Here is a 21,449-nt window from a genome sequence, read left to right on the forward strand (position 1 = left end):
ATCAATCCTGCAACTGCGCGGCCAGCTGCTTGACCCGCGCCAGATCGCCCTTGGCGACGCGGGCGACACCGCTGCCGTAGGCCGGATCGGCCTTGTACAGGAACGACAGCATGATGTGCTTGCTGGCGTCGTCGGTGCCGGCCAGCGATTCGCCGAAGCTCTGGATCAGGTCCTGCTGCTCTTTCTTGCTGTAGCTGCGGAACAGATCGCCGGCCTGCTTGAAGTTCTGCTCGCGGACGATCTTCGCCTGCTGGGTGGTGCCCGACAGCGGCAGCTGGCTGTAGCGCGCGTTCGGATCCTGCGGACGCGGGCTGAGCCGGCTCGGTTCGTAGTTGACGCCGCTGGCGGTGGCGCCGGCGTTCATCGCGCCGTCCTGATTGCCGTTGTTGACCGCCACCAGTGGCCGGTTCACCGGCAGGCTCAGGCCGTTGGTGCCGACGCGGTACAGCTGGGTGTCGGCATAGGAGAAGATGCGGCCCTGCAGCAGGCGGTCTTCCGACGGTTCGATGCCCGGCACCAGGTTGGCCGGCGCCATCGCCACCTGCTCGGTCTCCTGGAAGAAGTTGTCCACGTTCCTGTTCAGCACCATCTGCCCGATCTTGCGCTCGGGGACGTCGGGCCAGATCTTGGTCGCGTCCAGCGGATCGAAGTCGAACTTGGCCAGGTCTTCCGGCTTCAGTACCTGGATGTACAGGTCCCACTTCGGATAGTCGCCCTGCTTGATCGCGCCGACCAGATCGTTGGTCAGGTGGCTGTAGTCCTTGCCCTGCACCTGCGCCACCTGCTTCGGATCCAGGTTCTTCAGGCCCTGCAGTGACTTCCAGTGGAACTTGACGTAGTGCACCTCGCCCTGCGCGTTGACCAGCTTGTAGGCATGCACGCCGTTGCCGTCCATGAAGCGGTAGCCGGCCGGCGTGCCTTCGTTGGAGTACAGCAGGGTCAGCGTGCGCGTGGCTTCGGGCACGTGCGAGAAGAAATCGAAGCGGCGCGAATCGTCGTCCAGGTTGGTGCGCGGATCCGGCTTGAACGCATGCACCATGTCCGGGAACTTGATCGCATCGCGGATGAAGAAGGTCGGGAAGTTGTTGCCGACCAGGTCCCAGTTGCCTTCGCTGGTATAGAACTTGGTGGCGAAGCCATGCGGGTCGCGCAGCGTCTCCGGCGAATGGTTGCCGTGCACCACCGAGGAGAAGCGCACGAACACCGGGGTCTTCGCGCCGACAGCGAACACCTTGGCCTTGGTCAGGTCGGAGATGTCGGCGCTGGCGGTGAACTCGCCATGCACGCCGGTGCCGCGCGCATGCACCACGCGCTCGGGGATGCGCTCGCGGTCGAAGCGCTGCAGCTTCTGGATCAGCTGCACGTCCTGCAGCAGGGTCGGGCCGGTGACGCCGGCGGTCTGCGAGTTCTGGTTGTCGCCGACCGGCGCGCCGTTGTCGCGGGTGAGCGTGGACTGCGCGAACCCGGCGGGGACGATCAGGGTCTGCGACAGCAGGGCGAGCACCAACAGTGTTCCAGGGCGCATGGCGTCAGCTCGTGTTGAGGGAGCTGAATGATGGCGGTAGCGCCGTGCGCGGAGAATTCGTTAGTTGCTATGGAAGCGATAGGCGCGGCAGATACGGCGCCGGCAATGTGATTGCGGTCTCCGATAGCGTGGGCGATGCATTGCAAGTTCGACGACACACATCGCATGCGCAGCGCAGCAACGGAAAACCGACATCAAAATGTAGACGATGCCGGCGAACCTGCCGTGCCTCGCGCGCCGAGCGCAGCCGCATTGCGCGCCGCCGCCAACCCAGGAGAGATTCCGATGCATGACCACACGACTGTGCGTGTAGAAGAGCGCCGTTCGCGCGCGCGCGGCGCGCTGCGCTGGATCGCGCTGTTGCTGCTGTGCATGGCCGCCCTCGTCGCCGAGGCCGATGCAGCGACCCTGACCTTCGCACATCCCGGCTTGCTGCACAGCGCACAGGATCTGGCCCGTATCCGGGAAAAACTCACCCTCTCCGCCGCCCCCTGGCAAGCAGGATGGGAACGCCTGATCGCCAACCCGCATGCCTCGCTGGACTGGAAGCCGCGTCCTGTGGAGATCGTCTACCGCGGCTACGACGGCCAGCATCCGGAGAACTACACACGGCTGTACCGGGATGCCGCGGCCGCCTATGCATTGGCGCTGCGCTGGAAGCTCGGCGGCGACAGCCGCTATGCCGACAAGGCGGTGGAGATCATGAATGCCTGGTCGGGCAAGCTCACCGCGATCCGCGGCACCAGCGACGCGGCGCTGGCCGCCGGCATCTACGGCTACGAATTCGCCAATGCCGGCGAACTGATGCGCGACTACACCGGCTGGAACAGGGATGACTTCAATCGCTTCAAGCGGACGCTGCTCGACGTGTTCTATCCGATCAATCACGACTTCCTGGTCCGCCACAACAACGCGCAGATCGACCACTACTGGGCGAACTGGGATCTGGCGCAGCTCAATGCGATCCTCGCCATCGGCGTGCTCACCGACCGCGCGGACCTGTACGACGAGGCGATCGACTACTTCAAGCACGGCGCCGGCAATGGCAGCCTGGCCAAGGCGATCTGGAAGCTGTATCCGGCGCAGGGCATGGGCCAGGTGCAGGAGAGCGGACGCGACCAGGGCCATGCCACGTTGGTGATCGCGCTGCTCGGTTCGCTGTGCCAGATGGCCTGGAGCCAGGGCGAGGACCTGTTCGGCTACGACGACAACCGCGTGCTCAAGGGCGCCGAATACGTGGCCGCCTACAACGTCTGCGACACCGATGGCGACCGCTGCGACGACACCCTGACGCTGCCGTACACCCCCTACAGCAACAGCGACGTCACGCAGACGACGCTCTCGCCGAACGGGCGCGGCACGCTGCGCCCGGAATGGGAGCTGCTGTACAACCACTACGTGGTGCTGAAAGGCCTCAAGGCACCGTACCTGACCAGATTCGCCGCCAAGGTCCGCGCCGAGGGCGGCGGCGGCGACTACGGCCCCAACAGCGGCGGCTACGACCAGCTCGGCTACGGCACCTTGCTGTACAGCCTGCAGCAGACGCCATAGCGCCGGCCTTCGCGATCGCTACCCGATCACCCGCTTGAACGGCGGCAGCGCATCGATGATGCGCTTGCCGTAGCGCTTGGTCAGCAGGCGCGAATCGAGAATGATGACCCGGCCGTGGTCGCTGGAACTGCGGATCAGGCGGCCGGCGAACTGGGTCAGCGTACGCAGCGCATGCGGCACCGCGATCAGGTTGAAGGCGTTGAGGCCGCGGCTTTCGAACCATTCGCCGAGCGTGGCGGTCTGCGGGTCGGTCGGCACCGCGAACGGCACCTGGGTGATGACCACGGTGGTGCAGGCCTCGCCCGGCAGGTCCAGGCCTTCGCCGAAGGAATTCAGACCGAACAGCACCGAGCCCTCGCCGGCGCCGATGCGGCGCATGTGCTCGCCGATCATCTGCGACTTGGAGCCATCGCCCTGCACCAGCACGCGGTTGCGCTGCGCGATCGGCAACAGGTCAGCGACCTTGAGCATCTTCCAGCGCGAGGTGAACAGCACGATCGAGCCCTTGCCCCAGTCCAGCTCCTTGACCAGGTAGCGCGCGACCTCGCGCGGATGGCCTTCGCGGTCGTCCGGCGCCACCGGGAATTTCGGCACGATCAGTTCGGCCTGGTTGGGCAGGTCGAACGGCGAGGACAGCGACACCATTTCCGCATGCGCGGGCAGGCCGTTGTCGATCGCCAGCGCCTGGAAATCGCCGCCGCCGGTCAGCGTGGCCGAGGTCAGCACCGCCGAGTCCACTTCGCTCCACAACAGCGCGCGCAGCACCTGCGCGGCCGACACCGGCGAGCAATGGCAGACCAGGTCGGCATCGCGCGACAGGGTGATCCAGCGCGCCATCGGCGCCTGCCCGTCCTGGTCCTCGCGGCGCCAGCCCAGCCATAGCGCGTATTGCTGCTCGACCATCTCCAGGGCCATGCCCAGGCTGCGCTGCAGGCGCTCCTTGGCCGCGTCCTCCTGCTTGGACTTGGCCACCAGCTGATGCGCGGCCTGCACCCAGTTGAGCAGCGCGGCGGTGTCCTGCGCCTGCGCATCGATGAAGGGTTTCCAGTCCTCGGGCAGGCGCCCGTTGGGCGCGCGCCACATCGGTTCTTCCTGGCCCGGGTCCGGCACCCAGGCGCGTTCGATCTCGGCGCGGAAGCTCTTCAGCCCCTTGCTGACCTGGGTCGCCAGTTCGATCGCTTCGTTCGGCAACTGGTTGCCGATGGTGTCCTTGTCGGCCAGCCGATAGGCGGCGCCGACCAGCGCCTGCAGGCGGCCGGTGCGCCGCGCCATGTCGTCCAGCGCCAGGTTGGCCGCGCCCTGGTCGATGGCCACGCCGGCGATGTGGTGGCCTTCGTCGAGCACCAGCAGCATGTCCGCCGGCGGCGCGATCAGCGGCTGGCCGTTGTCGCTGTCGCCCAACGCCAGCGCCGACAGCAGCAGCGCATGGTTGGTGACCACGATCTGCGCATCGCGCACGTCGCTGCGCGCCTTCAGCACCGGGCACTGCACCGCGAACGAGCAGCGGCGTCCGGCACAGCCGGCGGCGTTAGTGGTGATGCGCGCGCGCAGCGACGCCGGGATCGGTTCCGGCGCGGCGTCCAGGTCGCCGTTCCAGGTCTTGTCGGCGTAGGCCTTGGCCAGCGTGCGCGCCTGCTCGGCCTCGGCCGGGCTCAGCGGGCGGTCGTACAGCGGCGCCTCGTCCTCGAACATGCTGTTCTGCGCGGCGTCGCCATGCAGCTCGGCGACGTTGCGCGCGCACAGGTAGCGGGTGCGGCCCTTGGCCAGCGCCACCGTCGCCTCGATGCCGGTGGCCTTGAGGAAGGCGGGAATGTCGCGTTCCACCAATTGCGACTGCAATGCCACGGTGCCGGTGCTGATCACCAGCTTCTTCTTGCTGGCCAGCGCGATCGGCACCCCGGCGGTGAGATAGCCCAGGCTCTTGCCGACGCCGGTCGGCGCCTCGGCCACGCCGACGCCGCCGGAGGTGCCCAGCGCGCGCGAGACCACGCCGATCATCTGGCTCTGCGCGCGGCGCACCATGAAACCGGGCGTGTTGGCCTGCAGCTTGGTGTAGGCGTCGCGGATGCCGGCCTTCATCTCGTCGGTCAACTGCCGCGTGGGTGCTGCCTTTTCCATGCCGCCTGTCTGCTCGTGCCGGGGATCGGCTGGCTATTTTCCCAGGTCTGGCCGCCGCGTGCCGGGGAAAGGTGAACGGCTCGCCGCACGCGGCCTAGCGCGCGTCATCAATCCCCAAGCAGACCGCGCCGCTCGTGTGCCGCACGAGGCAAGCAACAGAAGGCGCGGAGGAGGGTTCCACCCAGGCGATGACGTAGCGCCGAGGGCGCACACGAGCGGCCCTGCGGGTTGGGCCGATCAGGCCGCCAGCAGCCTGCGCCGCGCGGCTTGACCCGACCGCCAGTCGGGCGCTGCGCCACGCAGCACCGGCTGGCGACCTGACAGACCCAACGCGACTTACTTGGGAATCGATGACGCGCTCTAGCGCGGCAACGCCAGGCGCAGCGCCAGCACCACCAGCAGCATCGCCACCGCATGCAGCAGGGTGAACACCGCCTGCAGCATGCCGTACCAGACGGCGTAGCTGGAGAAGTTCCCGCCCTGCGCGACGATCCACATCGGCAGCAGCGAGGTCACCGTGCCGCACAGCCCGCCGAGCAGCAGCAGGCTCAAGCCCCACAGGCCCAGCGTGCGGGCGCGGCCGGGGCGGCGCGTGGCCAGCAGCACCAGGCCGGTGCCGAGCACGATCAGGATCGGCAGCTGGAAGCCCACCGTGGTCAACAGCTGCATCACGAATCCATCGTCCATCGGAATCTCCGTCTAGCCACGAAAACAGCGCCGGGGCGCAAGATCAGTCGGCGCTGACCAGCACCGCGTCGCGCGCACGCAGCGCGGCGTAGACCGGGTCGGTGTCCGGGCGCACGCCGTGCCAGCGCTCGAAGCTCTCGGCCGCCTGCTCGACCAGCATGCCCAGCCCGTCCACGGTATCGCGGCAATGCGCCGCACGCGCCCAGGCCAGGAACGGAATCGCGACCTCGCCGTAGTTCAGGTCCACCGCCAGGGTCATGCTGTTGACCAGCGACAGCGGCAGCGAGAATCCCGCGCTGTCGTCGCGGCCGGCGGCGGTGGCATTGACGATCAGTTCGAAGTCGCCCAGTTCGCGCAGGTCTTCCCAGTAGCGGGAAATGGCCCGTGCCGGTTCGCCCAGCGCATCGACCAGCGCATCGGCGCGCTCGGGCGACCGGTTGACGATCAGCAACTGCTGCACGCCGGCCTCCAGCAGCGCCGGCGCCACGCCGCGCGCGGCGCCGCCGGCACCGATCAGCAGCGCGCGGCGGCCGCGCAGGTCCAGGCCGTTGCGCCCGGTCAGGTCGCGCACCAGGCCGGCGCCGTCGGTGTTGTCGCCGTGCCACTGCCCGTCGCGGAAGCTGAGCGTGTTGACCGCCCCGGCGCGCTGCGCGCGCTCGCTGTGGACCACGCTCAGCGCGTATGCGGCTTCCTTCAGCGGCAGGGTCACGTTGGCGCCCACGCCACCTTCCGCGGCAAAGGCCGCCAGCGCCGCCGCGAAGCCGTCCGGCAGGGCGTCGATCGCGTCGTACTGCAGGGCGATGCCGGTCTGCTTGGCGAAGTCGGCATGGATGCGCGGCGACAGCGAATGGGTGACGGGATGGCCGAACACGGCATAGCGGGATGTGGGCATGGAACGCTCGTTGGTTGTTTTAGACTGGTCGCGACATCCGAAGGAATCCGACATGCGGACCCCCGCCCTGCCGCTCGCGCTGGCCGCGAGTTTACTCTGCGCGCCGCCGGCGTTCGCGCTTTCCGAGTTCGGCATCGAGGGCATGGGCGTGGTCTCGACCAAGGCCGACGAGACCCGCGCCAGCGTTTCCGCCGACGGACGACGCATCGTCTGGGCCAGCCCCGACCGCGCGGGCGGGCCCGGCGGCGGCGACCTGTGGCAGGCCACGCTGCGCGACGGACGCTGGGTCGACCCGCAGCCGTTGCCGGCGCCGCTGAACTCGCCCGATGCCGATGGCGGCCCGTTCTTCAGCGCCGACGGGCGTTGGCTGTACTTCGCCTCCGACCGCGCCGGCGGCCAGGGCGGCAGCGACCTGTACCGCGCGCCGGTGCTGGCCGACGGCCGCTACGGCCCGCCGCAGAACCTGGGTGCGGCGCTGAACTCGCGCGGCGACGAGCGCGCGCCGACCCTGTCGCTGGACGGCACCCGGCTGCTGTTCGCCAGCGACGGCCACGGCGGCGCCGGCGGCATGGACCTGTTCGTGGCGCGGCTGCAGGGCCAGGCCTTCGGCCAACCGCAGGCGCTGGATGGGATCAACAGCGCCGACGACGAAACCGACGCGGCCTGGCTGGGCGACGGCCGCGCGCTGGTGTTCGCGCGAGCGCGAAAGGCGCAGGGCGCGCAGCTGTTGCTCGCGCAGTGCGCCGGTGGGCACTACGTGCAGGCACAGCCGCTGGCGCTGTCGTTCAACGGCGCCGACGGCGACACCCGCGGTGCGGTGCTGGATGCCTCCAAGCCGAGCGAACTGTTGCTGGTCGGCAGCGCGCGCGCACCGAAGGCCGGCAAGCTCGATGTGTACCGAATGAAGGCACCGGCTGCGAGCGGCAGCGGCGATTGTGCGGGTGCGCGCTGACGGCGACGGCTTCGCTGGCGAAGCCTGCGCGTGCTGGCATCTCCGTTTCCACGCGATCGCTGATGCAGTTGGTCGCGGCTGAAGCCGCTCCTACAAAAAAGCCGCGCGCCTCCGCTGCCTTTGTAGGAGCGGCTTCAGCCGCGACAGACGCAGCGGTGGAAGCAACGCCACCGAATTCGATCCGGGGCCAAGAACTCACCGAACCGCTCCACCTGCCTCAGACCTCAATACACATCGCGCCGATACCGCCCATCCGCGCTGAGCGCATCCAGCGCATCCTCGCCCAGCATCTCGCGCAAGGCCGCATCCACGCCGCGGGCCATGCTGTCCAGGCTGCCGCAGACGTGCAGCGTGGCGCCGCGCGCGAGCCAGGCGCGCACTTCGTCGGCGGCGTCGCGCAGGCGATCCTGCACGTAGAGCTTGTCCGGCTGGTCGCGCGAGAACGCCAGGTCCAGCCGCTGCAGGTGGCCGCTGCCCTGCCATGCCTGCAGTTCCGCACCGAACAGCGCGTCGTGCGCGGCATTGCGTTCGCCGAACAGCAGCCAGTGCCCATGCACACCGGCCTGCTCGGCTTCGCGCAGCAGGCTGCGCAGGCCGGCGATGCCGGTGCCGTTGCCGATGAGCAGCAAGGGGGCGGCGCCGTGTCGGCGGAAACCGGGGTTGGCGCGCACCCGCGCCTGCACCGCGGTACCGAGCGGCGCGTGCAGGCACAACCAACCCGAGCCCAGGCCGGCGCTGCCGTCGTCGCGCCGGGTCAGGCGCACCACCAGTTGCAGCAGGCCGTCGGCCGGCACCGAGGCGATCGAGTATTCGCGCAGCGGCAGCTGCGGCAGCGCATCCAGCCAGGCCTGCAGATCGTGCGCGTCCCCGGGCGGCGCCAGTTCGCGATCGGCCAGCGCCGCCTGCAACGGCCGCAGCACGCCAGCAGCGCGCAGCGGCGTGTCCGCTGCCAGGCCATGCGCGGCCAGCCAGGCGCGCACGGCATCCGCGGCGTGACACGGCTGCACTTCCAGGATGTCGCCCGCCTGCCACTGCGCCTGTGCCGGTAGCGCCAGATCGATGCGCCACACCGGCGCGCCGGCACTGCCGGGGTTGAGCAGGGTGCGTCCGGCCAGGTGCCACTCCAGCGCCGGCGGCGCCTGCAACTCCGGCGCCGCGTCCGCCACACCGGTGACCGCGGATAGCTGCCGCTGCCACTGCGCCAGCGCCTGCGGATCGGCGTTGTCCACCTCCACCGCCGGGAACAGCGCCTGCGCGCCCTGCGCGGCCAGCCACTGCTCCAGCCGGCGCGAGAATCCGCAGAAGCGCGCGTACTGACGATCGCCCAGGGCCAGCAGCGCATAGCCGAGGTCGGGCAGCGCCTGCGCCTGGCGCAGCACCTTCTTCTCGAAGGCGCGCGCCGGGTCCGGCGCTTCGCCGTCGCCGAAGGTGCTGACCACGAACAGCGCGCGCCGCGCACCGCGCAACTGCGCCGCATCCAGCTGCGCCAGCGACTGCACCTGCACCGGCACGCCGGCCGCCTGCAGCTGGCCGGCGGCCTGCCAGGCCAGCCGTTCGGCGAATCCGCTCTGGCTGGCGAACCCCACCAGCCACGGCTCGGCGGCGTCCAGCACGGGCGACGCCAGATCGCGCCGCGCCGTGTGCAACGCGCGCTTCTTGCGTCGCCGGTCCAGGTACAACAGCCAGCCGGTGACGAAGAACAGGGACATGCACAGGCTCGCCAGCATCACCACCACGCGCCCGGCCAGGCCGAAGAAGCTGCCGGTGTGCAGGGCGAACACGCTGCTCAGCAATTGCCGGCCCAGCGGCTGCTGCCGGTAGTCCAGGCGGCGCAGGATGCGGCCGCTGCGCGGATCGATCTCCAGGCCGTCGAAGGCCCGGCTGTGCACCGGATCGGCGGCCAGGTAGCGTGCGATGAGCGGCTGCCCGGGGCGACTGGGCAGGCGCAGGTCCAGATAGGCGCGGCGCACGTCCGGCAGCGCATCGAGCGTGGCCTGCAGCCGCGCATAGTCCACCGCCGGCGGCTTGCCGCCACGGCCGCCGCCCTCGTTGTCCGCGCGTTCGCCGCCGAGCACCGCCACCAGCCCTTGCCGGTACCAGTCGTAGGACCAGTACAGCCCGGTCAGCGCGATCGACAGGTAGATCGCCAGGCACCAGGTGCCGATCACCGAATGCAGGCTCCACAGGAAACTGCGGCCCTGCCGCTTCCATTCCACCACCCACCACGCGCGCCAGCTCCACCACTGCCGCGGCCAGCGCAGGTACAGCCCGGACAGACAGAAGAAGAGCAGCGCGATCGCGCAGGCGCCGGTGACCGCCTTGCCGCGTTCGCCGGCGGCCAGGCGCCGATGCAGGTCCTCGACGAAGGCGAAGAAACCGGTCAGCCGCGGCTCCGCCACCGTGCGTCCGGTATAGGGATCGAAGTACAGGCGTCCGCCGTCGCGGCCGGCCAGGCGCACGTTGGACGGACGCGTGCCGGTGGGGTCGATCAACATGCGCGTGGTGCGGTGCGTGCCGCCCAGGTCCAGACGCCGCGCCAGCTCGGCCAGCGGCAACGGCGACTCGCCGGCCGCATGGCGCGCGGCCGCCTCGGCCAGCGGCGGGTTGGCCCAGCGTACGATCTCGTCCTCGAACGCCAGCGTGGCCCCGCTCAGGCCCATCACCGACAGCACCAGCCCGGCGCTGATGCCGAACAGCCAGTGCAGCTGGAACAACAGCTTCTTGGTCACGGCGCAGGACACGTTCGGAAGGCGGCCGCGCATTGTAAATGAGAACGCTTATCGGATCCGCCTCGAGCCGGCCCGCGTCGTCTACCCGCAAACGTGACCGGCAGCGCGTTTGCCATGCGCGACACATCCAACAGTCACCGTAACGACATCGCCCCTCGCCAGTTTCTTCACTCCCCCTTGGCTAGCGAGGTACGCGATGTCCTTCTCCCTGCGCGGTTGTCTGGTTCTGCTTGCGTTGTTCACGGCCCAAACGGCGATGGCCGCCACCAGTTGCGCCACGCTGTACGCAGGCGGCAAACCGCCGAGCGTGGACGCCTCGCTGACCGCCCGCACCACCGAGGTCTGCCACACCGAATACGCGATCCTGGCCTCGGGCGTGACCAAGGGCCCGCTGTACTCGGCCGAGCACCTGACCGACCAGCAGGTCGCCGGCGCCGAGGCGATCGGCCGGGTCGGCTCGTTCCACGAGGAAACCGCCATTCCCGCCGCCGACCGCTCCAAGAGCTCGGACTACACCAACACCGGGTTCGACCGCGGCCACATGACCCCGGCCGGCGACGCCTCGACCGAGAGCTCGGAGAAGGAGACCTTCTCGATGGCCAACGTGGTCCCGCAGGACCACAAGCTCAACACCGGCGAATGGGCGCGGATCGAAGAGCAGGTGCGGCAGCTGGCCAAGCAGCGCGGCGAGATCTACGTGGTCACCGGCCCGGCCTTCGACGACAACGTGACGACCATCGGCACCGACAAGGTGGAAGTGGCGGACTACGTGTGGAAGGCAGTGTACGAGCCGGGCGTGGGCGCGGCCGCGTACCTGTGCGTGAACGACGACAGCATCACCTGCGATGTGGTGTCGATCGACGACGTGATCACCATGGCCAGCGTCGACCCGTTCCCGTCGATCTCCGCGGCGATGAAGTCCACGCCGATCGCGTTGACGATGCCCTGAAAGCCGGGATTGGGGATTCGGGATTGGGGATTCGTAGCCGCATCGCCTACTGAGACTGTGTCGATACCGTAGTTGCATGTAGCGCTGCGAAGGCGGTCTGCAGATGCATTCGCACGCGCAGACCGCATTTCCGCAGACAGGCGGCTCGCCCATCGAATCACCAGCGAATCGCCGCGCGCGTCGCTCAGGCCACGTGCGCGGTCATCGCTTCCACCAGCGCCGCGAACACGGCGCTGCAGGCCGCGCTGCCGCGCAGGTCCTGGTGCATGGTGATCCAGGTCTCCAGGCCCAGCCGCACCTGCTGCGGCAGCACCGGCAGCAGGCTCGGCGTGCGCCGGGCCAGGGCCGCCTGGAAGAAGCCGATGCCGCAGCCGGCGCGGATCAAGGCCAGCTGCGCCAGGTCGCTGTCGGCACGCAGCGCGAACGCCTCGCGGCGCCACTGCGGCAGCCCGGTGCGCGCGGCGCGCAGGAACGGCGTCTCCGCATCGAAGCCGACCAGTGCGTGCTGCCCGAGTTCGTCCAGGTCTTGCGGCGTGCCATGCCGTGCCAGGTAGTCGCGATCGGCGTACAGGCCGATCGCGATCTCACCGATGCGGCGGGCGATGAGCGGATCCTGTTGCGGCCGGGTCATGCGTACCGCCACATCGGCTTCGCGGTGCAGCAGGTCCTGCACGCGGTTGCTCAGTACCAGTTCCAGCCGCAGCTGCGGATGCGCGCGGCGCAAGCCGGCCAAGACCGGCGGCAACACTTCCGCGCCGATCACCTCGCTGGCGGAGATCCGCACCGTGCCCTGCACCGCTTCGCCGTGGCGGCCGGCCGCGCGCTGCAGCGACGCGGCGATGCTGCGCATGGCCTGGGCATGGCCGCGCAGCGCCAGGGCCGCGTCGGTCGGCAGCAATCCGCTCTGCGAGCGCACGAACAACGGCACCGCCAGCGCCTTTTCCAGCGCCGCCACATGCCGTCCCACGGTGGGCTGGGTCAGGTCCAGCGCACGTGCCGCCGCGGACAGCGACCCCTCCTCCAGCACCGCGAGGAAAGACCGGTACAGCTCCCAACCGATGGCATTGTCCATACATAAATGTATAGCCGATCGCCGATGTTCGCCAATTCCTTTGCTATGCGGCGGTGATCACACTGATCGCATTCCCCGCAACGGAGTCCCCGCATGACAACGACATCCACCGCCCTGGTCCTGGGCGCCAGCGGCGGCATCGGCGGCGAGCTGGCGCGCCAGCTGCGCGACGCCGGCTGGCAGGTGCGCGCCCTGCAACGCGGACTCGCGGCCGCCAGCGACACCCGCGACGGCATCCACTGGCTGCGCGGCGACGCGATGCGCCGCGAGGACGTGCTGCAGGCGGCGCGCGGCTGCGCGGCGATCGTGCATGCGGTCAATCCGCCCGGCTACCGGCGCTGGGCCGAGCTGGTGCTGCCGATGATCGACAACACGATCGCCGCGGCCTGCGCCGAGGGCGCGACCATCGTGCTGCCGGGCACGGTCTACAACTACGGCCTCGATGCCTACCCGGCGCCGGACGAAGACGCCGCGCAGACCCCGGCTACGCGCAAGGGCGCGATCCGGGTCGAGCTGGAGCGGCGCCTGCAGGCTTCGACCGCGCACGGTACGCGGGTCATCGTGGTGCGCGCCGGCGACTTCTTCGGCCCACGCGTGGGCAACAGCTGGTTCGCGCAGGGACTGGTGAAAGCAGGGCAGCCGATCGCCAGCGTGACGCTGCCGGGCGATCCCGGCATCGGCCATCAATGGGCGTACGTGCCGGACGTGGCGCGGACCATGCTGCGCTTGCTGCAGCAGCGCGATGCGCTTCCGGCGTTCGCGCGGCTGCACATGGACGGACACTGGGACGCCGACGGCACGCAAATGGCGGCGGCGATCGCACGCGCACTGCACCGCCACGGCATGGCGCCGCCACGGACCCGCCGCTTCCCGTGGTGGCTGCTGACCCTGGCCATGCCCTTCTGGCCGCTGGCGCGCGAACTGCGCGAGATGCGCCCGCTGTGGCGCCATCCGCTGCGCATGCGCAATACGCGCCTGCTACAGACGCTCGGCGAAGAGCCGCACACGCCGCTGGACGACGCGGTGGAGGCGACATTGCTCGGGTTGGGCTGCCTGCCGGCAGCGGCTTCCATGCCGATGGCGCATCCGTCCGCGTAAATGCATCACCGACGCCCGCACGTTTTTGCCTGCGCGCATCATGCCGTCGTAGGAGCGGCTTCAGCCGCGACAGGGTGCTACCGGTAGAGCCCTGTCGCGGCTGAAGCCGCTCCTACAACAAAGCGGCATGATCTGAATCGCAAGAACGCTACCGCCTCAGCGCGCCTCGCGCAGCCAGCGCGCCACCTGCGGCGCGAAGTAGGTCAGCACGCCGTCGGCGCCGGCGCGCTTGAACGCCATCAGCGATTCCAGCACGCACTTGCGCTCGTCCAGCCAACCGTTGGCGAAGGCGGCCTTGAGCATCGCGTACTCGCCGCTGACCTGGTAGGCGAAGGTCGGCACGCGGAATTCGTCCTTCACCCGCCGCACCACGTCCAGGTACGGCATGCCGGGCTTGACCATCACCATGTCGGCACCTTCCTCCAGGTCCAGCGCGATTTCGCGCATGGCCTCGTCGCCGTTGGCCGGGTCCATCTGGTAGGTGCTCTTGTCGGCCTTGCCGAGGTTGCCGGCGCTGCCGACCGCGTCGCGGAACGGGCCGTAGAACGCCGAGGCGTACTTGGCCGAATAGGCCATGATGCGCACGTGCAGATGCTCCTCGGCATCCAGCGCGCGGCGGATCGCGCCGATGCGCCCGTCCATCATGTCCGAGGGCGAGACGATGTCCACGCCGGCCTGCGCGTGCGACAGCGACTGCTTGACCAGCGCTTCGACGGTGATGTCGTTGAGCACGTAGCCACGTGCGTCGATGATGCCGTCCTGGCCGTGGGTGGTGTACGGATCGAGCGCCACGTCGGTCATCACCCCCAGTTCGGGGAAACGCGCCTTCAGCGCGCGCACCGCGCGCTGCGCCAGGCCGTCCTCGTTCCAGGCCTCGGCCGCGTCCAGGCTCTTGCCGGACGGGTCGATCACCGGGAACAGGTCGATCACCGGGATGCCCAGTTCCAGCGCGGTCTCGGCTTCCTTCAGCAGGTCGTCGATCGACAGCCGCTCCACGCCGGGCATCGAGGCGATCGGCGCGCGGCCTGGCAGTTCGTGCACGAACACCGGCCAGATCAGGTCGTCGGCGGTCAGGGTGTTCTCGCGCATCAGCCGGCGCGAGAAGTCGTCGCGGCGCATGCGCCGGGGGCGGTAATGGGGATGGGCCACGCGAGGCTCCTGCAGGGACGGGTCGGACGTCGCGCACGCGGCACTGCGAGGCGACGCCCGGTCTGCCGAGCCGCGCCGCACGCACCGGCGCGAACGGTGACGGCCACCGCAGCGGTCGTCACCGCCGAATTTTACGCCTGCCGGCCGCAGATGGACGGGAACTGCTGCAACACAGCATGCCGCCGTGCCCGGCATGCGCCGGCATGCCGTTAGATCACTCCGCCTCCCAGGCTAAGCCGGATCACCCCGACCACGATCACCAGGCCGTTGAGGATCAGCCCGGTCTTGGCGCGACCGCGGTTCGGGGCCGAAGTGAACAGCAGCCCGATCGCGGCGATGATCGCGCCGACCGCGGCGAACGGGATCACGAACCAGTTGCCCCAGCCCAGCAGCGGGATGAAGGCCAGGATCATCCACAGCAACGCCACGATGCCCCACAACAGACTGATCAAGCCCATGCCGTCGCCCTACGCTGAATGCCAGTGCGCACCATAGCGCGCGGCCCCGGCGGCGCAAGCCAACTCTTGGCACGGGACTCACGGCGGGCGTGCCACGGTGGCGGCGATGGCGGGTGCGCCGCGGTTCACCGATCGCGCCTATCATCGCATCGTGAACCGATTCCCAGGGGTGATGCCATGAACGTCCGACCGCTATTGCCGCTGGCGCTGCTGTTCGCGCTGGCCGGCTGCGCCAGTTCCTCCAAGGTGATGGTCGGCGCGCCGCGCCCCCCGATCGACCCGGCCCTGGTCCAGATCTATTCGACCCCGCCGCTCGGCGCGGTCGACATCGCCCAGCTCGAATCGTCCAGCGCGGCCGGCTTCGGCACCCAGGGCCAGACCGATGCGGCGATGGCCCGGCTCAAGCGCGAGGCGGCCAAGCTCGGCGCCAACGGCGTGGTACTGATGGGCGTGGCCTCGCAGCGCTCCGGCGGCGGCGTGTCGGTGGGCGCCGGCAGCTACGGCGGCCACGTCGGCGGCGGCCTGGGCATCGGCATCCCGACCACGCAGAAACGCGCCGCCGGCATGGCGATCTGGGTGCCGCCGGGGGCGCAGGTGCCGAAGGCGCAAGAGCCACAGCCCCAACCGCCGTTGCCGGCGCAGGAACGCTGAGCGTCTTGGGAGAGTGATCCCGGCGGTTTCCGCCTCCTCGGCGTCCGGCTTCACCGTGCCCTGAGTCGCCGCGGCGGCCCAGGCACAGACGACCGCCGTCCGGGAACCCTTGGTAAGCTATTGGCCGGGTTATAGTATTCCCCGACCCTCGGGCATTGCAGGGGATGGATCCGGACCCGCGAGGGCAGTGACCCGTCATTGGTGTTAGCGCCCGGGATGGACCGTCATTGACAGAAGGACTCGTTATGAAGCGCTGGATATGGATATTGGTCGCGTTCTTCGGACTGCAGGGCACGGCCAAAGCAGTGGGCCCTTATGTGGAGTTTGCTTGCCGCGACAATGACCCCTTCGTGTTCTGTACCCAAGGCTGCAAGGACGGCGACAAGAACTGGATCCCGATAAGTCCAAGCAGCGGGACTTGGGTAGCGGTGCCTGGATATTGCCCTTACCCAACCACTGGCGCCTGCTGCATCGGAAATGTCTGCTTCCTGCCATGGACGCAAACTGCAGTGACCGCTGTCGGGCAGTACATGGCCATGTGTCCCATAGGCGGCGGAAAAGCAAGCGACTGGAAGAACACGGACGGGCGGCGCCCTGAGAGCGTCCCGGAAGATCACTGAAGTCCGACCGTGCCGCTGCGCGGTCGGCGCAGCGGCACGGTTCCATCACTTCCGTTGTGCCGGGACGAACACCTCGTCCACCGCAGTCGCCAGTTGGTCCGGCGGCAGCAGGCCCTGGTCCAGCAGGAAGTTGTTGAACTTGAGCCTGTCGAACTTCGCGCCCAGCGCCAGTTCGGTGCGCATGCGCAGTTCCATGATGCGGCTGTAGCCATAGAAATAGCTGCCGGCCTGGCCGGGCGCGCGCATCATGTAGCGGTCCAGTTCCTGCCGCGCCATCGCCGGCGACAGGCCGACGTCGTTCTCCAGCACCAGGCGCGCGCGTTCGCGGTCGGTCAGGCCCAGGTTGAGCATCGGGTCGAGCATGGCGCGCGCGGCGCGCAGCAGGCGGAACTGCAGCGCGATCAGCTGCCCGTCCAACGGTTCGTACGGCACCATTTCGGCCTCGGCATACAGCGCCCAGCCCTCGACGTTGACCGAATTGAACGCGAACATGCTGCGCGCCAGCGACACGCCGCGCTCGACCATCGCGGTGAACTGCAGTTCGTGGCCGGGCCGACCTTCGTGCGCGCTCAGCGTCCACGCCGCCGAGCCGAAGTTGAAGTCGTCGTAGTGCTCGCCCTTGCCGGCGCTGTCCGGATTGCCCAGCGGCAGCACGAAGGTGCCCTGCTCGCCGGTATTGCCGACCAGCGGCGCCGGACGGAAATGCGGCGCCGGCTGCGCCGCGCTCTCGGCCGCCGAGCCCAGCCGCATCTGCATGGGCCGCTGCGGCACATCGACGATGCGCTGTTGGCGGATGATCGGATCGATCTGCGCGATGACGTCGCGGTAATGGGTTTCCAGCTGGTCGTTGGCGATGGTGTCGCGCTTGAGCGCGCGGATCACCGCGCGGTAATCGCTGGGATTGTCGACCTTCAGGCCCTTGGCTTTTGCCACCAGCGGCGCCAGCTGCTGCATCGCCGCGCGGGTTTCCATGAATTCCAGTTGCGCGCGCTGCATCAACAGTTGCGGCGCGATGTCGATGCCGACCTGCTTGAGCTGGAAGGCATACAGTTCCGGCGGCAGGCGCGCGTCCTCGCGCGCCTTCGGCAGCACCACCTTGCGCGTCCAAGCGGCGTAGTCCTTGAACTGTCTGTCCATCGCCGCCAGCGCCGGTTCGGCGCCGTCGATCTTGTAGGTCGCGAACAGTTCGCGAATGCCCTTGGCGTAGGTGTCGACGTTGCTCAAGGCCTGCTCGACCTCGCGTCGGGTCGGCGGCAGCAGCGCGCCGTTGGCCAGCTTTTCCTCGTAGCGCTGGCGCGCCAGCACGAGCGAGGAGGTGCTGCCGGGCGCCAGGCCGACATAGCGCTGCAGGCGGTCCAGCGCCTTGGCCCGGCGCGCCGCCGGCACCTGTTCGGACAGCAGATTGTTGAGGCCGCCGAACACCATCTGCGGCGCATCCTGCCACGGCAGCAGCAGGCGTTCGTTCAACGCGCTGCCTTCGGCGGCCTGGTCGGCGGCATGGATCATGATCGCCAGGTCCTGGCGCACGTTGGGATCGCGCTCGACCTCCAGCTTCTCCTGCAGCGCGCGCCGGGCCTTGCCGATCGCGTCGCGATAGCGGCGGGCATTGTCCGGCCCCAGGTCGGCGACCTTGTCGTCGTAGCCCGGCACGCCGAAGAAGCTCACTTCCTCGGGTTGGAACGGCGCCTGCGCCTGCAGCAGGATCTGCGCGAAGTCGTTGCTGCGCTTCACCCATGCCGGGCCGGCGGCCTCGGCCGAAGCGGCGGCGGGCGCGGCCTGCGCGAGGACAGGCAACGGCGCGACCAGGGCCAGCGCGATGGCGAGGACGAGTGGCTTCATCGGTGAATCTCCAGCGGGACGATGCGGCGACCGTACGCGGCGCGCGCACGGCCGGCAAGCTGCCGTAGGTCATGGCCGCGCCGGGTGGCCGGCGATCGCGCGCGACACGGAAGCGACCAGGGCCGCCGCTGCAGGCTCGCCAATCGTAGACACGGCCTCACCGTCTGCGGACGGCAGCACGGCGACAGCGCGATGCCCCGCATCCACCCTGCCCGCGCAACGCAGCGACGCGACGGATTCGGCCACGCAGCGTGGGTGCCACTGCACCGCATGCCGCGGCTGCGCGGAGCTTATTGCGTGCTGTCCGCCTCGGCCGGCGCAGCCGGATCCGCGTCGGTCTGCACCTCGTTGACGGCATCGGCGTCGGAATCGGACTCGGCGTCGGTTTCGATGGCGTCGTCCACTCCGGACTCGACATCCTCGAGCAGCGGAATCGCCTCGCCGGCGTCGGGCAGCACCTGCAGCGTCGTGTAGTGCCATTCGCCGGCATGGCGCTCGGCTTCGATGTACAAGGTGCCGTTGCCGCGCGCGCCGTGCAGCGACACGCTGAGATTGGCGCTGCCGGTGCCGTTGCTGGTGGAAATGCTGCCGCTGGGCATGATCCCGTCCTTGACCGGCGCGCCCAGCGCAGCGATGACCCGCTGGTCGAGCTGCGCGGCCATCAGGCCGACGCGGTACGGCTCGGACGACTTGGTGACGCGTGCGATGCCCATCACGAACACCGCGATCGAGGCCAGCAACATTGCGCCCAGCAACAGCACCACCAATGGCACCGCCCATTTCCAGTGGCGTGCCCACCAGCCCTTCCGGGCCGCCACCGGCGGCGCGGCGGCGGCGGGGTCAGACACGGGCGAACCGGGTAACGGCGGCGGCGTGGACATGCAGAACTCCTTTTCGGCGAAAGACGGTGCGGGTGGCGGCGATCAGGGCTTCAGGCAACGCGCCAGGAACGCCTCGGTGGTGCGGTAGCGGTGCAGCGCATTGCTGCCGGACAGGCCGTGCTTCGCCCCAGGATAGGTCATCAGCTCGAACAGCTTGCCGCGCTTCTGCAGCTCGCTCATCAGCGAGGTGGAGTTGGTGAACAGCACATTGTCGTCGGCCATGCCGTGGATCAGCAGCAGCGGCGAATTCAGGCCATCCAGATGCGCGGCCACGCGGCCGTCGCGGTAACCGTCGGGATTGGCCGCCGGCAGGTTCATGTAGCGCTCGGTGTAATGGCTGTCGTACAGCCCCCAATCGGTCACCGGCGCGCCGGCCACGCCGCAGGCATAGGCCTCGCTGTGCTTGGCCAGCAGCATCAGGGTCATGTAGCCGCCGTTGGACCAGCCGTACACGCCGATGCGCGCGGCATCCACCCACGGCTGCGCCTTCAGCCAGGCGACGCCGCGCAGCTGGTCGTCCACTTCCACCGTGCCCTGCCGCTGGTACAGCGCACCGCCGAAGTCGCGGCCGCGGCGCGGCGTGCCGCGGTTGTCGACCGAGAACACGACATAGCCGTGCTGGGCCAGGTACTGGTCGAACAGCGCGTCGCCGCGCACCGGCCAGCCGTCGAGCACGGTCTGCGCGGCCGGGCCGCCGTAGACGTACACCACCACCGGATAGCGCTTGGCCGGATCGAAGTCGGCGGGCTTGGTCAGCCGGTAGTGCAGCGGCGTCTTGCCGTCGGCCGCGGTCAGGTGGCCGAACTCGACCGGACGCTGCGCGTCGCGGTACCTGGCGTAGGGATGCTGCGGATCGGCCAGATCGTTGACCAGCAACGTGGCGATCTTTTCGCCACTGGCGCGGAACAGCTCGATCTGCGGCGGCGTGGCGGTGTTGGACCAGCTGTCGACGTAGACGCTGGCGTTCTTGGCGAAGCTGGCCGCATGCGTGCCGTTGGGCTTGGACAGCTGCTCGATCGCGCCGCCGTCCAGCGGCACCGCGTAGAGCTGGGTCTGGGTCGGCGACTCCCTGGTCGCGGAGAAGTAGACCTTGCCGGCGCCTTCGTCCACCGCCAGCAGCTCGTCCACGATCCAGTCGCCGTGGGTCAGCGGAACCAGTTTGCGTCCGTCTTCCGAGGCCAGGTACAGGTGCTCGTAGCCGCTGCGCTCCGAGCCCCACACGAAGCGCCCGTCCTTGAGGAAATGCAGGTCGTGGTTGAGCGGCACCCAGGTCTTGCTGGTCTCGGTGACCAGCACGCGCTGCTTGCCGCCGGCCAGGGTCGCTTCGATCAGTTCGAGCTTTTTCTGGTCGCGCGACTGGCGCTGGAAGGTCAACCGCTGCGCATCGCGCCAGTCCACCCGCGCCAGGTAGATGTCCGGATTCTTGCCCAGGTCGATCCACTGCGGCTGCGCGCCGGCGCGCGGCGCGATCGTGCCCAGCTGGATCCTGACGTTGGGCTGCCCGGCCTGCGGATAGCGCTGCTCGATCACCTCGGTGTGGTCGGCATACACCTCCGGGCGCTTCTGCACCGGCACGCCGGATTCGTCGATGCGCGCGAAGGCGATCGCCGAGTCGTCCGGCGCCCACCAGTAGCCGGTATGGCGGTCCATTTCCTCGTCGGCGACGAACTCGGCCACGCCGTTGCCAATGGTGTCGCTGCCGTCGCGGGTCAGCTGGTGCTGCTGGCCGCTGGCCAGATCGATCACCCACAGGTTGCGCGCACGCACGAAGCTGACGTAGCCGCCCTTGGGCGAGATCTTCGGATCGGTGGCGAAGCCCTCGCCCTGGGTCAGCTTGCGCACCGCGGCGCTGCCGGTCTTGCGCAGGTCGTACAGATACAGCTCGCCGCCGAGCGGGAACAGCAGCGCGTGCGCATCCGGCGCCCACTGGTAATCGACGATGCCGGCATAGGCGGAAATGCGCTGGCGCTCGCGCCGGGCCTTTTCCTCGTCGCTCAGCGTCTCGGTGCCCGGCAGCACCACCTTCGAGTCCACCAGCAAGCGGGTCTGGCCGCTGGCGATGTCGTATTCCCACAGGTCCAGCTGGTTGCGGTCGCTGTCCTTGCCGCGCAGGAAGGTCACCCGCGAACCGTCGGGCGCGACCTGCGGCTTCATCAGGGTCGGCCCCGACAGCGGCTTGCTGCCGGTGATGGCCTCCAGGGTCAGTTTTTCGGCGTGCGCGGGAACGAGGGACGTGGCGAGCATGAGGGCGAGAGCGGCGAACACAGAGCGCATGAAG

The 21,449-nt window shown here is 69.2% G+C and carries 16 protein-coding genes; 5 read left to right on the forward strand and 11 right to left on the reverse strand.

Annotated elements, in window-relative coordinates:
* Position 1 precedes the first annotated feature (1 nt).
* A complete protein-coding gene (gene katB / locus HDC36_RS22155; protein ID WP_218848647.1) occupies positions 2–1,525 on the reverse strand; it encodes a catalase KatB in 1,524 nt (507 codons plus the stop codon).
* A 285-nt stretch (positions 1,526–1,810) separates the two neighbouring features.
* On the opposite strand from katB, the gene HDC36_RS22160 reads away from it, so the two are divergent.
* Positions 1,811–3,076 (forward strand): alginate lyase family protein, encoded by a 1,266-nt coding sequence (locus HDC36_RS22160; RefSeq protein WP_179571024.1) that lies wholly within the window; start codon positions 1,811–1,813, stop codon positions 3,074–3,076.
* An 18-nt stretch (positions 3,077–3,094) separates the two neighbouring features.
* Here the strand turns inward: HDC36_RS22160 and dinG are convergent, their stop codons facing one another.
* The 3 genes from dinG to aroE all read right to left on the reverse strand — a co-directional run bounded on the left by dinG (position 3,095) and on the right by aroE (position 6,773).
* On the reverse strand, positions 3,095–5,194 hold the full coding sequence (gene dinG / locus HDC36_RS22165; RefSeq protein ID WP_179571025.1) for an ATP-dependent DNA helicase DinG: 2,100 nt from the start codon (positions 5,192–5,194) through the stop codon (positions 3,095–3,097).
* A gap of 360 nt (positions 5,195–5,554) precedes the next feature.
* Complete coding sequence (locus HDC36_RS22170; protein WP_179571026.1) at positions 5,555–5,881, reverse strand: hypothetical protein; 327 nt, start codon at positions 5,879–5,881, stop codon at positions 5,555–5,557.
* A gap of 43 nt (positions 5,882–5,924) precedes the next feature.
* Complete coding sequence (gene aroE / locus HDC36_RS22175) at positions 5,925–6,773, reverse strand: shikimate dehydrogenase (RefSeq protein WP_179571027.1); 849 nt, start codon at positions 6,771–6,773, stop codon at positions 5,925–5,927.
* Between the two features lie 52 nt (positions 6,774–6,825).
* Between aroE and HDC36_RS22180 the strand changes: the two genes are divergently transcribed.
* Positions 6,826–7,725: a PD40 domain-containing protein gene (locus HDC36_RS22180; RefSeq protein WP_179571028.1), complete on the forward strand. Its 900-nt coding sequence runs from the start codon at positions 6,826–6,828 to the stop codon at positions 7,723–7,725.
* Positions 7,726–7,949: 224 nt separating this feature from the next.
* On the opposite strand, the gene HDC36_RS22185 is transcribed toward HDC36_RS22180, so the two are convergent.
* Positions 7,950–10,454 carry a sulfite reductase flavoprotein subunit alpha gene (locus HDC36_RS22185; RefSeq protein WP_179571029.1) on the reverse strand — a complete coding sequence of 835 codons (2,505 nt, stop codon included), beginning with the start codon at positions 10,452–10,454 and terminating at the stop codon, positions 7,950–7,952.
* Between the two features lie 196 nt (positions 10,455–10,650).
* Here HDC36_RS22185 and HDC36_RS22190 point away from each other — a divergent pair, with 196 nt between their 5' ends.
* Positions 10,651–11,403 (forward strand): DNA/RNA non-specific endonuclease, encoded by a 753-nt coding sequence (locus HDC36_RS22190; RefSeq protein WP_179571030.1) that lies wholly within the window; start codon positions 10,651–10,653, stop codon positions 11,401–11,403.
* A gap of 184 nt (positions 11,404–11,587) precedes the next feature.
* Here HDC36_RS22190 and HDC36_RS22195 read toward each other — a convergent pair whose 3' ends face one another.
* Positions 11,588–12,475: a LysR family transcriptional regulator gene (locus HDC36_RS22195; protein WP_179571031.1), complete on the reverse strand. Its 888-nt coding sequence runs from the start codon at positions 12,473–12,475 to the stop codon at positions 11,588–11,590.
* Between the two features lie 93 nt (positions 12,476–12,568).
* Between HDC36_RS22195 and HDC36_RS22200 the strand changes: the two genes are divergently transcribed.
* Complete coding sequence (locus HDC36_RS22200) at positions 12,569–13,573, forward strand: NAD-dependent epimerase/dehydratase family protein (protein WP_179571032.1); 1,005 nt, start codon at positions 12,569–12,571, stop codon at positions 13,571–13,573.
* A gap of 156 nt (positions 13,574–13,729) precedes the next feature.
* On the opposite strand, the gene hemB is transcribed toward HDC36_RS22200, so the two are convergent.
* On the reverse strand, positions 13,730–14,722 hold the full coding sequence (hemB, locus tag HDC36_RS22205; protein ID WP_179571033.1) for a porphobilinogen synthase: 993 nt from the start codon (positions 14,720–14,722) through the stop codon (positions 13,730–13,732).
* A gap of 209 nt (positions 14,723–14,931) precedes the next feature.
* The gene (locus HDC36_RS22210) at positions 14,932–15,180 is read right to left on the reverse strand and encodes a hypothetical protein (RefSeq protein ID WP_053839316.1); all 249 of its coding nucleotides are present in this window, start codon (positions 15,178–15,180) and stop codon (positions 14,932–14,934) included.
* Positions 15,181–15,357: 177 nt separating this feature from the next.
* Between HDC36_RS22210 and HDC36_RS22215 the strand changes: the two genes are divergently transcribed.
* The gene (locus tag HDC36_RS22215) at positions 15,358–15,831 is read left to right on the forward strand and encodes a hypothetical protein (protein WP_179571034.1); all 474 of its coding nucleotides are present in this window, start codon (positions 15,358–15,360) and stop codon (positions 15,829–15,831) included.
* Between the two features lie 665 nt (positions 15,832–16,496).
* On the opposite strand, the gene HDC36_RS22220 is transcribed toward HDC36_RS22215, so the two are convergent.
* The 3 genes from HDC36_RS22220 to HDC36_RS22230 form a co-directional block, all read right to left on the reverse strand.
* Complete coding sequence (locus HDC36_RS22220; RefSeq protein ID WP_179571035.1) at positions 16,497–18,290, reverse strand: DUF885 domain-containing protein; 1,794 nt, start codon at positions 18,288–18,290, stop codon at positions 16,497–16,499.
* A 290-nt stretch (positions 18,291–18,580) separates the two neighbouring features.
* Entirely contained in the window at positions 18,581–19,171 is a 591-nt protein-coding gene (locus HDC36_RS22225) for a cytochrome c oxidase assembly factor Coa1 family protein (protein ID WP_179571036.1), read from the reverse strand.
* A 42-nt stretch (positions 19,172–19,213) separates the two neighbouring features.
* Complete coding sequence (locus HDC36_RS22230; protein WP_179571037.1) at positions 19,214–21,445, reverse strand: S9 family peptidase; 2,232 nt, start codon at positions 21,443–21,445, stop codon at positions 19,214–19,216.
* Positions 21,446–21,449 lie beyond the last annotated feature (4 nt).

This window comes from Xanthomonas sp. JAI131, assembly GCF_013410075.1.
In the GTDB taxonomy this organism is placed as follows: domain Bacteria; phylum Pseudomonadota; class Gammaproteobacteria; order Xanthomonadales; family Xanthomonadaceae; genus Xanthomonas_A; species Xanthomonas_A bonasiae.